This is a genomic window from Paenibacillus sp. ACRSA (assembly GCF_022346845.1).
Classification (GTDB): Bacteria; Bacillota; Bacilli; order Paenibacillales; family Paenibacillaceae; genus Paenibacillus.
Genome location: NZ_JAKRNP010000005.1, coordinates 160,707 through 174,622 on the forward strand (window position 1 = coordinate 160,707; position 13,916 = coordinate 174,622).

At 46.5% G+C, this 13,916-nt stretch carries 10 protein-coding genes; 9 read left to right on the forward strand and 1 reads right to left on the reverse strand.

Annotated elements, in window-relative coordinates; genetic code table 11:
* Positions 1-109: 109 nt before the first annotated feature.
* A complete protein-coding gene (locus MH215_RS16445) occupies positions 110-877 on the reverse strand; it encodes a helix-turn-helix transcriptional regulator (protein ID WP_239291520.1) in 768 nt (255 codons plus the stop codon).
* Positions 878-1,150: 273 nt separating this feature from the next.
* Between MH215_RS16445 and MH215_RS16450 the strand changes: the two genes are divergently transcribed.
* The 9 genes from MH215_RS16450 to MH215_RS16490 all read left to right on the forward strand — a co-directional run bounded on the left by MH215_RS16450 (position 1,151) and on the right by MH215_RS16490 (position 13,916).
* A complete protein-coding gene (locus MH215_RS16450) occupies positions 1,151-2,509 on the forward strand; it encodes an extracellular solute-binding protein (protein WP_239291521.1) in 1,359 nt (452 codons plus the stop codon).
* 108 nt (positions 2,510-2,617) lie between these two features.
* The gene (locus MH215_RS16455; protein ID WP_239291523.1) at positions 2,618-5,515 is read left to right on the forward strand and encodes an extracellular solute-binding protein; all 2,898 of its coding nucleotides are present in this window, start codon (positions 2,618-2,620) and stop codon (positions 5,513-5,515) included.
* A gap of 58 nt (positions 5,516-5,573) precedes the next feature.
* Entirely contained in the window at positions 5,574-6,491 is a 918-nt protein-coding gene (locus MH215_RS16460) for a carbohydrate ABC transporter permease (RefSeq protein WP_235540363.1), read from the forward strand.
* Positions 6,488-7,369 carry a carbohydrate ABC transporter permease gene (locus MH215_RS16465; RefSeq protein ID WP_397338249.1) on the forward strand — a complete coding sequence of 294 codons (882 nt, stop codon included), beginning with the start codon at positions 6,488-6,490 and terminating at the stop codon, positions 7,367-7,369. Before MH215_RS16460 ends, MH215_RS16465 begins: the two co-directional genes overlap by 4 nt.
* Positions 7,370-7,384: 15 nt before the next feature.
* Positions 7,385-8,848, forward strand: coding sequence for a hypothetical protein (locus MH215_RS16470; protein ID WP_481857447.1), 1,464 nt, complete (start codon positions 7,385-7,387; stop codon positions 8,846-8,848).
* Positions 8,832-9,467, forward strand: coding sequence for a YIP1 family protein (locus tag MH215_RS16475; RefSeq protein ID WP_239291525.1), 636 nt, complete (start codon positions 8,832-8,834; stop codon positions 9,465-9,467). The genes MH215_RS16470 and MH215_RS16475 overlap by 17 nt, the downstream gene beginning before the upstream one ends.
* Positions 9,468-9,484: 17 nt before the next feature.
* Positions 9,485-12,055 (forward strand): DUF5696 domain-containing protein, encoded by a 2,571-nt coding sequence (locus MH215_RS16480; RefSeq protein WP_239291527.1) that lies wholly within the window; start codon positions 9,485-9,487, stop codon positions 12,053-12,055.
* The gene (locus MH215_RS16485; protein WP_481857454.1) at positions 12,052-12,954 is read left to right on the forward strand and encodes a carbohydrate ABC transporter permease; all 903 of its coding nucleotides are present in this window, start codon (positions 12,052-12,054) and stop codon (positions 12,952-12,954) included. Before MH215_RS16480 ends, MH215_RS16485 begins: the two co-directional genes overlap by 4 nt.
* A gap of 17 nt (positions 12,955-12,971) precedes the next feature.
* A complete protein-coding gene (locus MH215_RS16490; RefSeq protein WP_056690374.1) occupies positions 12,972-13,916 on the forward strand; it encodes a carbohydrate ABC transporter permease in 945 nt (314 codons plus the stop codon).

Below are 13,916 nucleotides of genomic sequence, written 5' to 3' on the forward strand. Positions count from 1 at the left end.
ACAGAATACCCACGAGACGCTGGCTGAGAAGAGAGCTAGCGTTTCGTGGGTAGGGGGATGCCAATTTATTTACTTTAATTATGTGCATATAGATGCTGACAATCCATGCCTAAGCGGTGTGGATTTTTTGCCTTCGATACGCATTGGGGCTTGATCCCGTACAAGCCTTGAACTTTTTGTAGAACCAGTCGATATCCTTATAGCCTACACCAACAGCAATCTCGTAAATTCGCAGATCCGTGGACAAGAGAAGCTGTTTCGCTTTTTCCATCCGCTGCTGCAGCATGTAATCATTGAAGGACATCTTCTCTTCAAGCTTAAACTTCTGTCCAAGATACGCACAGTTAAAATGCAGCATATCCGATATTTTTTTCAGCGTGATCTCATCACTCAGATGATCCCTTACATACGATTTGACAATTCGAATTACATGAGTGGAATCCATCGCTTTGCCATTAATTTGAATGGGCGGCGTGAGAGAAGCTGTTTTCTTCATAGGCGGCTCTGGTTCCAGCTTCGTCCGTAGTTCATGCAGACTACAGAGCAGAGCGGATGTACTGAGAGGAGAAGGCAAGTAATCATTCACCTGATATATTAACGCCTTGCGTACAAGCTTGAAGTGATCCCTCCCACCCATAATAAGGATAGGGATTTCGCTTATTTTTCGAATGTGATGACATAGCCACAACCCAGCGGTATCATACTGCTCTGTATGTATGACAACGACAGAAAAGTCCTGTTTGGACATAGCGGTCAGAGCAGCTGCTGAATCAAAGACGCAATCCCCAATCGTATAGTCTGAATTGTTGTGTTGTAACAGGTGTTGAAGCTCTCTGCACAAACGACGACTATAATCCACAAGTAATATGTTGTACATGAAGCAAAACCTCACCTTCTCCTGAATTTTCAACCGATAGTTCCACTGAAATAAGGCTTACCTTCATTATGGGAACAAAAGAAAGCGCATACAATGTCCATATTTTTGCAGATGGTGCATTTCTTTACCAATTGAAGGTGTAACACTTCGATATTCGTTAAAAAGTCAGGTGTTCTATAGTTCATCGGGGTAAATACCTGTATTTTGGCGGGTTGTTTACGCTTTCATATGAGCGATACACTTTGAGAGCAAACGACATTAGGGGGGAAGACGATGAGAAAAAACAAGTTTATGCTATTGAGTTTGGTATGTGCACTGATGTTATTGATTGCTGCATGTAGTTCCGCACCTACCGCTCAGCCTGAGCCGGAAACACCCGCACCACAAGAGCAAGAGGAACAAACAAGCGAAGCAGAGCCGAAGAATGAATTATCCACACCAGAGATGGATTTTGACATGGGCGGCAGAACGATCAAAGTTGTTGCCTGGTGGGACATGGAAATTACAGATAGCAATCCGGATAACATTCAGCGCATTGAAAATCTAGAAGCATTGAAGAAAAAGCATAACTTCGAGATTGAATATGTCTCGATTGATTTTGGAGAATATCAAGAAAAAGTGGTCGCTTCTCTGATGGCGGGTGAACCGCTTGGTGATCTAGTGAGGTTAGGGAAAAACTATGCGATTCCAGCGTTGACCAAACAAGATCTGTTGTGGCCGGTGGATGATTATATCAAAAACGACAAGGTATTCAATCAGAAAACGACCAAGGAATATATGCAATACGAAGGTAAGGGTTATGGATTTACTGAAGATAAGTCTTCGTTCATCAATGGAATATTCTATAACCGCACATTAATGCAGGAGCTCGGCTTAAAGCCGTTACAGGAGTATGTTGATGCCGATGAGTGGAACTGGGATACGTTCATTAGCGTTGCTAAGCAGGCGAATCAGGACCGCAATAACGACGGTAAGCTGGATACATGGGGATTAGCACAGACGGGTCTGCTTGAACCGATTCTCTACTCGAACGAAGCATCCTTGACGAAAGAGGATAAACAGAACCTGGAAGATCCGAAAACAAAAGAGGCACTGAACTTCCTCTCTAAACTTGCCACAGAGAAGGTTGGCAGAGCAACGGAAGGCGGCGATTGGACGGAGCCAGCAACGTTTTTCCGTCAAGGTAATACGTTGATGTATTCAGGTGCAATGTACGAGGTTAGCGGCATTATGACAGACATGCAGGATTACGACATCGGCTTTGTGCCATTTCCGAAAGGACCGAGTGCGTCAGCTTATCATTCCGGTGAATCACGTTACCAAGCACTAACGATTCCTAAAGCGGCAGAGAATCCCGAGCAACTAATGTATATCTGGGAAAAAATCAATGAAATTGATTCTGTCTATGATTATCCAGAACAATCTTCGTTAGAAACAAATTTGGCAGATGAAGCCGACATCAACAATGCCAGAACGGTGGCAGAGGGCATGTTAGTTTTGGATCATAATACATTCCCTTCCCTACCTTTCTGGGATTTCGACGCTGAGCTGAAGGAAGGCGTATCTGTATCGACCCTGATCGAGAAATACAAAGCACCATTTCAAGCCGCAATTGATGAGGTATACCAATAAACTACGCTATTAAATTCCCAGGTAGATCGTCTCTAGGAAGCGGTCTGCCTGGATTAGCTCATCATGTCGTTGTCGCTTACGAATACAGGAAAGGGGATACATTCGAACATGCGGTCACCAAAGAAAAAGGGACTGATCCTTGTGCTCGTTGTGGCTCTGGTGTTCTCCATATGGACCTTATATCCATCGCGGGATCGGAGTCCGGGAATAGTGCATGCGCTTGAGGATTTTGAGGCGATATCGGGTACCGAGGATTCACGCAGCTATGAATATTACCTGACTACCCATTCGAATACAGCCAAACCCGAGCAAACCGTGCGAATTGAAGGCGAAGCTTATGCCCAGACCGATGGTGACGGTTTTGAGGTCGTACAGGGTTATGCCGGATTGGATGGGAGTGCTGTAATTACGCCGGAAACGGGAAGCATCCGGTGGGATGTTCCTGTGCAGGTGAGTGGGCTGTACCATCTTCGTATCCACTATTATCCCGTTACAGGCAAAAGTTCAGGCATCGAACGGAGACTTGAGCTGAACGGGCAGGTTCCTTTCAGGGGAGCAGACGTCCTCTTATTCGACAGAGTATGGGGCAATCGTGAAGATAGCATTCGCAGGGACGATCGCGGCAATGACCTCAGACCAAGACAAGTGGAACAGCCTGAATGGCAGATCGCTTCGTTCAAAGATAGCGCAGGCTACTTCGAGGAACCATTTCAGTTTTATTTTGAAAAAGGAAACCAACAGTTATCGTTCACCTCGCTGAGAGAGAGTATGGCGATTGATTACATTGAGTTGTACCAGGAAGAGGATATTCCTTCCTATGCAGACGTGGAGAAGGTCTATGCCTCGCGCGGGCTAACAGAAGCAAGCTCGTTGATGTTGAAAGTTCAAGGAGAACAGGCAGTGAGTAAGTCATCGCCTACGCTTGCGCCAATATCAGATCGTTCGAGCCCTTCGCTGGAGCCATACGACGTATCCAAAATTCGAGTCAACGCCATTGGCGGCATCAATTGGAAGTTGCCTGGGGAATGGATCGAGTGGGAGGTCGAGGTGCCTGAAGATGGACTATACCAGATCGCGTTAAAAGTGAAGCAGGATCAGCTGCGCGGCGTCTATGCCACCCGTAGTCTGACAATCAACGGCCAAGTTCCATTCAAGGAGATGAAACGCCTTCGATTTAATTACAGCCCAGCTTGGCAAACTCAGGTATTGGGAAGTAGTGAAGAGAAGCCCTATTTATTCCATCTCGAAAAAGGCACGCATCGACTGCGAATGACAGTAACACTAGGTGATATTGCGCCGCTCCTTCGTACCGTGGAATCCAGCGTGCTGGAACTGAATGAGATGTACCGCAAAATATTGATGATCACCTCCAAAACACCTGATCCGCTTCGGGATTATCAATTGGAACGCCGTATTCCAGAGATGACAGAGGTCTTTGAACGGCAGGCAAACACACTTCGTTCTGTAGCTGATTATCTGGAACAGGCAACAGGAGAACAGAGTGATAAGGTTGCTATCTTGCATGCGATGGTCGTTCAGCTAGAGGATATGGCAGCTAGGCCGGAGACAGTACCCAAACGTCTGGATACGTTCAAGATTAATGTAGGCGGACTCGGTACGTGGATTCTTTCGGTTCGTGAACAACCGATTACATTGGATTACTTGGTTGTGTCTTCGCTAGATGAGGCATTGCCAAGAGCAGAAGCGAGCGTATTCCAGCAAGTGAAGCACGAAATGGGCGCTTACGTCGCTTCCTACACGGAGGATTACGACAGTATTGGTAACGTGGAACAGAAGCAGGAATCGATTACCGTATGGATTACGACCGGACGAGATCAGGCCCAAGTGTTAAAAGGATTGATTGACGATTCATTTACACCAGAAACGGATGTCTCCGTACAATTGCGCCTTGTTCCTCCTAATATCTTGCTACCCGCGACACTTGCTGGCGAAGGACCTGACGTGGCTATGCAGATGGGTGAAGATATTCCCGTAAACTATGCGATGAGGAATGCGGCAGCTGATCTAAGCACGTTCCCAGACTTTGAAGAAATTGCAGATCGATTCCGCGCAAGTGGATTAACGCCGTACCGTTACAACGATGGAGTCTACGCACTTCCGGAGCAACAGCAATTTCCAATGTTATTCTACCGGAAAGATGTCCTCAGTGAGCTGGAGCTGGGGCCGCCAAAAACGTGGCAGGACGTATACAACGCTATTGCTGTGTTGCAGAAGCATAACATGGAGTTTTATCTGCCTATTGAGGATACGCTGAATAACGCCAATCTAGTTCCAAATGCAACCTTTGCTATGCTCCTATACCAGAATGATGGCATCTTCTATGCCGAGGATCAGAAGAAGAGTGCGCTCGATTCAGAGATTTCGATGGATGCGTTCAAGCGATGGACACAATTTTATACCAATTACAAATTTCCGCTAAAGGCTGATTTTCCGAATCGCTTCCGTACTGGAGAGATGCCAATTGGTATTGCTGATTACACCACATATAACATGCTGACGGTCATGGCTCCAGAAATACGTAACCTCTGGGACTTCACAATTGTTCCGGGTACAGAGCTTCCGGATGGTTCGATCCGACATGAAGTAGCTAGCTCGACCAGTGCCGCGATGATGCTTGAAAATGCCAACAACAAAGAAGCAGCATGGAAGTTTATGAAATGGTGGACGGATGAGCAGACACAGATCGAATACGGAAGAGAAATGGAAGGTCTAATGGGCGCAGCTGCTCGTTATCCAACAGCCAATATTGAGGCTCTGAAGCAATTACCTTGGCCTGTGAAGGATTATCAAAACCTGGAGAAGCAATGGGAGTGGGTGCAGGGCATTCCGCAAGTTCCCGGAGGGTATTTTACCGGTCGACATCTAGATAATGCTTTCCGTAAGGTCGTCAACGCAAATGAGAACCCACGTGAGGCCTTGTCCGATTATGTATTGTATATCGATGATGAAATTGAGTTGAAGCGTAAGGAATTTAATCTGAAATAGAGGAAAGGGAGGGTAACGGTTGCAAGCCAAAACAACCAAGACAGCCGCCGCTCCTGCCATCCAAGCGCGCCATGTCGGCTGGTGGACCCTGCTTAAACGGGATCTATATCTCAGCAGGCACTATTATATTTTGATGGCACCGTTCATGTTGATCTTTTTTATGTTTACGGTCATTCCGGTCGGTATTTCGCTCGGCTTAAGCTTTTTTCACTTCAATATGTTGGAGTTGCCGCGATTTATCGGTTGGCAGAATTATTCACGGCTTTTCCTAAATGACGATGTATTTCTGATCGCACTCAAAAACACGCTGCTTTTTGCTGTTATCACGGGTCCAGTCAGTTATATTGCTTGTTTCTTATTTGCCTGGATCATTAATGAGCTGTCCCCCAAAGTTCGGGCAGTGATGACGCTGGTATTCTATGCACCATCCATATCCGGCAACGTCTTTTTCATCTGGCTAATTATTTTCTCTGGTGACAGCTACGGTTACATGAATGGCTTTTTGATGCGTCTTGGCATCATCCTGGAGCCGGTTCAATGGCTGTCCAACGAGAAGTACGTGTTAGCCATCGTCATCATTGTACAGCTATGGCTTAGCTTAGGTACCAGCTTTCTAGCCTTTATTGCAGGGCTTCAGACCATCGATCGGTCTTTGGTGGAAGCTGGTACAGTGGACGGCATTAAGAACCGATGGCAGGAACTTTGGTTCATTACACTGCCTTCGATGAGACCGCAGTTGATGTTTGGGGCAGTCATGCAGATCACAGCTTCGTTCGCTGTAGCCGAGATCTCAATTGCGTTAGCAGGTTTCCCGAGTGTGAACTATGCTGCGCATACCGTGGTCACTCATTTGATGGACTTTGGTACGATTCGCTTCGAGATGGGATACGCTTCGGCAATCGCCACCGTTTTATTTGCACTGATGCTTGGAACAAACGTTCTAACGCAAAAAATGCTGAGAAAGATAGGTGAATGACAATGACCAGCAAGGTACGGGCCATCTTTGGCATGCCGAAGAAACTCAATCGGTCATTTACCGTCAGCTTGATGTTATTCGCACTGCTTGCTCTGTTCGGGTCATTTATGGTACTTCCGCTTATCTATGCCGTAAACAATGCCTTCAAGCCACTGGATGAGCTTTTTATTTTCCCACCTCGCTTCTGGGTGAATAATCCGACGACGGAGAACTTTGCAGATCTGATTAATCTCATGGGCAACTCATGGGTACCGTTATCCCGGTACATTGCTAATACACTGCTCATTACGCTGGTCGGAACCGCAGGGCATATCCTTCTTGCTTCTGCAGCAGCTTATCCGCTAGCCAAGTACCGTTTTCCTGGCTCCAAAGTGTTGTTCACGATCGTCATTTTGTCACTGATGTTCTCACCACATGTTACTGCAATTCCCAACTACATGGTGATGTCATGGCTCGGCTGGATTAACACACACACGTCCATTATTGTGCCTTCACTTGCATTCTCACTGGGATTGTTCCTGATGAAACAGTTCATGGAGCAGATTCCCGATGCGTTGCTAGAGGCAGCCAAAATCGACGGAGCCAATGAATACCGAATTTTCTGGAGCATAGTGATGCCCAATGTGAAGCCCGCTTGGCTTACACTCATGATTTTGCAGTTTCCTGCACTTTGGGGAACAGATGGCGGTAGCTTCATTTATAGTGAGAATCTCAAAACGCTGCATTATGCACTCAGTCAGATTGTTCAGGGGGGGATCGCAAGGGCAGGGGTTGGTGCTGCTGTCGCCTTGCTGCTCATGATTGTACCGATCACCTTGTTCATCATCTCCCAGAGCAGTGTTATGCAGACGATGGCCACTTCTGGAATGAAAGACTAGAAAGGAGGCAGCTAGGTGCGAACAAGCACAAGGAACAAACGAAAATGGATCATCATAGGCATGGTCTGCCTCCTATTGTTCGGGCATGAGGCACCCCTAGTCAACGCGGACGGAACGTCAGAGGCATATCATTATTCCTATTGGGGCGAAGCGGTTCCTGCTCCAGCCGCATATGAAGCAACGGCAATCATTACGGGCAGGAAGCTGAACACGGATGCGTTCAAGGAACCGAGCGACCTGCATGTTACAGCCGATGAGCGGGTCTTCCTGCTGGATTCGGGCAATGGACGGATCATCGAGATGGATCGTAATTTCAAGCTCGTTCGGGTAATCGATTCATTTGAACGTGAAGGGCAGCCAGACCATTTTAATAACCCTCAAGGGCTTTACGTTACGGATAAAGGACATTTGCTAGTGGCAGATTCAGATAATCAACGTGTAGTGCATCTAGATGAACTCGGGCAATTGGTCAAAATTGTAGCTGAACCGCAATCAGATCTGTTGCGAGCAGACTTTCAATTTATGCCTATACGGGTCGTCATGGACAAAGGAGAACGCATTTACGTCATGGCTGAAGGTGTCTTTGACGGATTCATGGAGTTTAATGCGGATGGCACGTTCTCCTCATTTATCGGAGCTAATCGAGTTCAGGTTGACCCGGTAGAGTATCTGTGGAAACGATTTGCAACTCGTGAGCAGCGGAGTCAGATGGTCATGTTCACGCCAACGGAGTTCACTAATCTGGATATGGATGAAGAGGGATTCATCTATGCCACAAGTGGAGATCGTGGTAAGGATCCAATTAAGAAGCTGAACGCCCAAGGAACGGACATCTTGCGCAGAGAAGGCTACCAGCCACCTCAAGGAGATATGATGTACACCACTGAGACAGGGCCATCGCGACTGATTGATGTTGACGTGGGGGACAGTGACATGTACTCCGTGTTAGATGCGAATACAGGGCGAGTCTTCACCTACAATGGTGACGGTTATCTGCTCCATATTTTTGGTGGTATTGGTAATCGTCAGGGGCAATTTAACACACCTGTTGCACTTGAGCGTGCTGGGGAGCGGATCCTTGTACTGGACAAAGCACTTGGTGAGATCACCATCTTTCAAACGACCGAGTATGGGCGTACATTACACGATGCGGTGCGCAGTTATTATTACGGTGACGAAGATCATTCGTCGTTGCTGTTTGCCAAAGCTGCTGAGATGAACGCCAATCTGGAATACGCCTATGCCGGCATCGGTAAAGCCCTGCTTCGCCAGAAGGAATATGCAGATTCTGCGCAATACTTCAAGCGTAGCATGGAGCGTCTTGGTTATTCCAAAGCGTTTCTGTTGTTCCGCAAAGAGCTGATGCGTGAGCATTTCTCATGGATGATGTCCGGACTATTCCTAGCTGTAGGTTCGCTTGTCACCGTCACGATCGTTCGTAGGCAGAAAAGGAGGACAACGAATGCTGGCGTCAAGTAAGCAATTATACCAATATCCGCTGCATCTCATTTTTCATCCGTTTGACGGATATTGGGAACTGAAATATGAACGAAATCAGAAAATGACACTGCTAATTGCAGGTATGATCATGCTGCTTTTGATTATGACCAAGATTTTGCATGCACAGTACAGTGGTTTTCTAATCAATTTCAACAATCCAAAACGGCTAAACAGTCTGCTTGAAATGGTATATGTCATCTTTCCAGTGTTGTTCTGGTGTGTTGCGAACTGGTCCTTAACAACACTGATGGATGGGGAAGGTAAGTTTTCCGAAATTTTTATGTCTACATGCTTCGCCTTGGTACCATTGTTGTTGATTCAGTTTCCTTGGATCTGGCTGAGTCTGGTAATCTCTGTACAGGAAACCGCCTTCTATTATTTCTCTAATGCGATTGCTATTGGCTGGACGGTGTACCTATTATTCGTTGGCAATATGACGGTTCACCAGTATACGCCAGCCAAAACGATACTCACCATGTTCCTAACACTTGTAGCTATGGCATTTATGGCATTTTTGTGCCTGTTATTCTTCAGTCTCGTACAACAGATTGTATCTTTTGCAGTGACTATCTATCAGGAATTAGTGCTTCGGGGCTAAGGAAGGGGGAACAAGCAATGAAACACGCTGTAGTCAAAAAAATAACTGGAATGCTGCTCATGAGCAGTCTGCTTCTCAGCGGTTGTCAGTTCTCGCCTTCACCATTAACCCAAGTGACTGCGAATGCCGTTGACCAGGCTAATATACCTTCCCTGCCTCCCGGAGAAAAACTAAAATCTTCCTTCCGTGATGATCGCCTACCAGGCATGCTCGGGATTGCCCTAAATAATGCGTTGCAATTGTTCATTGATGAGGAGACTGCTGAAATTGCAATTATTCATAGGGAAAGTGGGCAAATCTGGCGCAGCAATCCCACAGATCGAGAGCAGGATGCGATTGCAGCAGGGATTAACAAAGATCTTTTATCGTCGCAAACCAGGCTAAGCTTCTTTAATAGTCTCGGCCAGAGCAGTACAGTGAACTCCTACACCGATAGTGTCAGACATAAGCAGATAAGCTATGAAGCATTGCCAAATGGTGTACGGGTTCACTATCAGTTTGGAAGTACCGAGCGTTCGATCGAAGACTTGCCAGTCAAGATTAGCAAAGAACGTTTCGAGCAAGACTTACTCGCTCAGCTCGACAAGGTTGGGGAACGAGCCCTGAAGATTGGTTATGCAGAAGACAAGGACGAGGGCGTCTATGTTCGAAATGATAAGGCGCTTCAAGGGTTACAGCTATCCCGAGCCCTGAAAGCTTTTGATGAAGCCGGATACACGGAAGAGGATCTGGTGCAAGACCATGCGGAACATGGAGTCGAGCAGGAACGAAGTGGGCCACGACTCTTTATGCTCACGATGGAATATGAGCTGGACGGACAGGATCTGTTGGTACGGGTACCTGCCTCGGGCATTCATTTTCCAGAGGAATATCCAATTAACAGCATATCTGTGCTGGAATATTTCGGAGCAGGTAGCACAAGTGAAGAGGGCTCTATGCTGGTTCCCGACGGCTCAGGAGCATTGATTCATTTTAACAATGGGAAGACGCTCTACCCTGCCTATCAGCAGGATATATATGGGCCTGACCTCACGATGAAAATGCGGGAAGCAAGTTCTAATGAAGCCAAAGCAAGATTGCCGGTTTTTGGATTAATTCGGACCGATGGTGCTTTTCTAGGCATTATTGAGGAAGGGGATGCTGTTGCAGTTGTCAACGCAGATATCAGCGGCAAGCTTAATAGCTACAACAACGTATACCCAAGCTTCTATGTGGTGAATAAGAGCGATATTACATTGCAGGCCAGCGATATGGTCCGAACACTTCCCAAATTTCAGAATCAGCCGACCGTATCTGACTTTGTCGTTCGTTATGCTTTTGTTGGTGCAGAAGAGGCTAGTTATTCGGGTCTTGCCTCCGTGTATCGAAGTTACCTGCAACGAACGGGCGGAGTGCCTGAGGAACAAGCCAGCAAGGAACAGGACAGTATCCCTTTTTATCTCAAACTATTTGGAGGTATAACAACAAGGCAGCATATGCTGGGCATTCCTTACGATTCCACGCAGGCGTTAACCACTTTCGACGAAGCAGAGAAGATACTCTCTACGTTAATGGAGAAGGATGTTGCTAATATTCAGGTTCGTTATGCAGGATGGCTTAACGGGGGAATTCATCACCGAATACCGGATTCAATTAAAGTCGATGGAGCTATCGGCGGGCAAAAAGCAATGCGTGAATTCAGTACGTTTGCTCGTGATGCCGGCATTGGATTTTATCCAGATGTAGCGGTATTGAATGTGCATTCCAAAGGTGGATTCAAACCATCCAGAGAGGCATCCCGCACGCTGACCCAGCAACCGGCGGTGCACTATCCGATGAATCGTGCAATCCAACGTCCCGACCGGGATCGATCGCCTTCCTACATTCTCTCTCCGAATCTACTGGGCAATATAACGGATAAAATGCTTGGCGCGCTTAAGCCACTTGAAACGGAGGGGCTTTCCCTGTCAGATCTGACAGAACAACTGAATAGCGATATGAATCCGAAGAAACTACTGGATCGAACTGAGGTATTAAGCACGGTGACGACTACACTCGAACAAATTAAGCAGCAGGTCGGCTCCGTGGTTGCTGAGGGAGGAAATGCTTATGCACTCCCTTATGTCACAAGTCTGACAGATGCTCCCATGACCAGCAGCCGATTCAAGTTGGAGGATGAAGAGATTCCATTCTTTCAGCTTGTCATGCACGGAAGTATCAGCTATACCGGTTCCCCTTATAATCTATCGACATATACGAACGCAAGACAGTATGTGCTGAAGTTGATTGAATATGGGGCAAGTCCATATTTTGCTTGGTTTAATGCACCCAATCACGTCGTGAAAGAGACTGATTTTGATCATCTCTATGCGGCGAATTATGAGCAATGGATCGATCTGGCGGCTGAGATGTACAGAGAGGTTAATCAGGCAAATCTGCCGTTTATAGGTCGTTCGATGATCGGGCATCAATCCGTATCCGAAGGTGTATTTCAGACAACGTATGAGGGCGGCGGATTCGCAATCGTGAATTATAACGACTTTCCAGTGGAAGTTGAGAACTATACTGTGGAAGCTCAAAGTTATGTGACTGGTGGTGAGCAGCTCTGAAGATGCTCCTGAAGTGGAAATGGGGAAGTCGTACGTATGCTCAGCAGAAAGCCATGTGGGGCATGATTTACGTGCTTCCCTGGCTTGTTGGATTTGTATTGTTTTTCTTCGTTCCGTTGCTGGCTTCCCTAAGGTACAGCCTGAGCACAATACAGGCAAATGCAGAAGGGATCGCAATTCAATTCACTGGGGTCACCAATTATATTCAGGCATTGACCGTGAATACCAGCTTTAACCGGGCACTCATCGAATCGGTGACAGATGTACTTGTGAACGTGCCGCTTATTGTCATCTTTAGTTTGTTCCTTGCGGTTATTCTGAACCAGAAATTCAGAGGTAGAGCGGTAGCACGTTCGATCTTTTTCTTGCCGGTTATTCTTGCATCAGGCGTGATCATGACACTGGAGAGCACAAGCCTAATTGATGCAGTTAATCAAAGTAGTACAGGTGGAAGCTCGCTGGGGACTTTCGAATTGGAGAACCTGATGCTTGATGCAGGAGTAAGTGAATGGGTTGTCACCTATTTAAGCAGCGCCGTAGATCGAATCTATCAGATTGTTAGTCAATCTGGTGTACAGATTTTGATCTTTCTAGCCGGTATTCAGACAATCTCTCCTCAACTATATGAGGCGTCTAAGATGGAAGGTGCAACCGGATACGAGGCGTTCTGGAAGATCACGTTTCCGATGGTGAGTCCGCTTATTTTCGTCAATGCAATCTATACGATCATTGATTCGTTTGCTAATAACGCCATGACAAAACTGATCCGGGATACTGGCTTCGTCAAATTTGATTTTGGTCTAAGCTCTGCTATGGCGTGGGTCTACTTCTTAGCGATCGCCATCATTCTAGTCCTTGTATCTATTATTTTCTCGAAACGGGTCTTCTATCAAGATTAGAAAGGAGGAGGTTTAGTGTGACAACTTCACGATTATTATCATTAGAACATTGGAAAGGCTGGCTGTGGTCCATCATCCGTTTTGTTCTGATTACCGGACTTTCTTTTGTTATCCTCTTTCCTATATTTCAGAAAGTGTCAACATCCATTAAGGACAAGGGAGATCTGTATTCAGCAGTCGTTGTATGGATTCCCCAGAACTTCTCCGTGGACAATTTCAAGGAAGCTATTCGTGTCATGGATTACTGGGTAACGCTGTTTAATACATTTGCGTTATCTGCAACAACAACTCTACTAACGACGGCTTCTTGCGCGCTTGCCGGCTACGGGTTCGCCCGATTGAAATTCAAAGGCAGTAACTGGTTGTTTGCTGGCGTAATTCTGACGATTCTTGTTCCACCAACAACGATTCTGATTCCAGTCTATCTTAATCTAAAAAGCTTTGATCTGATGGGTATTATAACGCTCATCACAGGCAAACCCATTAACCTGTTGAACACCTACTGGCCGTTCATTCTTACTGCCATTACAGCGAATTCACTCAAAGCAGGGCTGTATATTTTCATCTTTCGCCAGTTCTTCAGGGGAATCCCTAAAGAGGTGGAAGAGGCAGCTTACGTGGACGGAGCAGGGATTGGCCGGACGTTCACCAGAATTATGTTACCTAATGCCATCCCTTCGATGGTAACTGTAATGCTGTTCTCCTTTGTTTGGCAGTGGAACGATAGTTTCTACACGACCACATATCTGACGTCCAGCAAGGTGATGTCTACCCAGTTGTCGTCTCTTCCATACAATCTGGCTCAACAAGTCAGCGATGGCGCTTCGAAGGCAGACCCTTTCTACCTAAGCATGATTCAAGATACAGGCGTTTTGCTGGCGATCCTGCCGTTGATCGTAATTTACTTGTTTGTACAGCGATACTTCGTGGAGAGCGTGGAACGTACTGGTATTGTCGGCTGA

Coding starts and splice junctions, on each gene's coding strand:
- MH215_RS16465 (WP_397338249.1), top strand. CDS start 6,488: ATGACAATGACCAGCAAGGTACGGGCCATCTTTGGCATGCCGAAGAAA.
- MH215_RS16455 (WP_239291523.1), top strand. CDS start 2,618: ATGCGGTCACCAAAGAAAAAGGGACTGATCCTTGTGCTCGTTGTGGCT.
- MH215_RS16445 (WP_239291520.1), bottom strand. CDS start 877: ATGTACAACATATTACTTGTGGATTATAGTCGTCGTTTGTGCAGAGAG.
- MH215_RS16475 (WP_239291525.1), top strand. CDS start 8,832: ATGCTGGCGTCAAGTAAGCAATTATACCAATATCCGCTGCATCTCATT.
- MH215_RS16450 (WP_239291521.1), top strand. CDS start 1,151: ATGAGAAAAAACAAGTTTATGCTATTGAGTTTGGTATGTGCACTGATG.
- MH215_RS16480 (WP_239291527.1), top strand. CDS start 9,485: ATGAAACACGCTGTAGTCAAAAAAATAACTGGAATGCTGCTCATGAGC.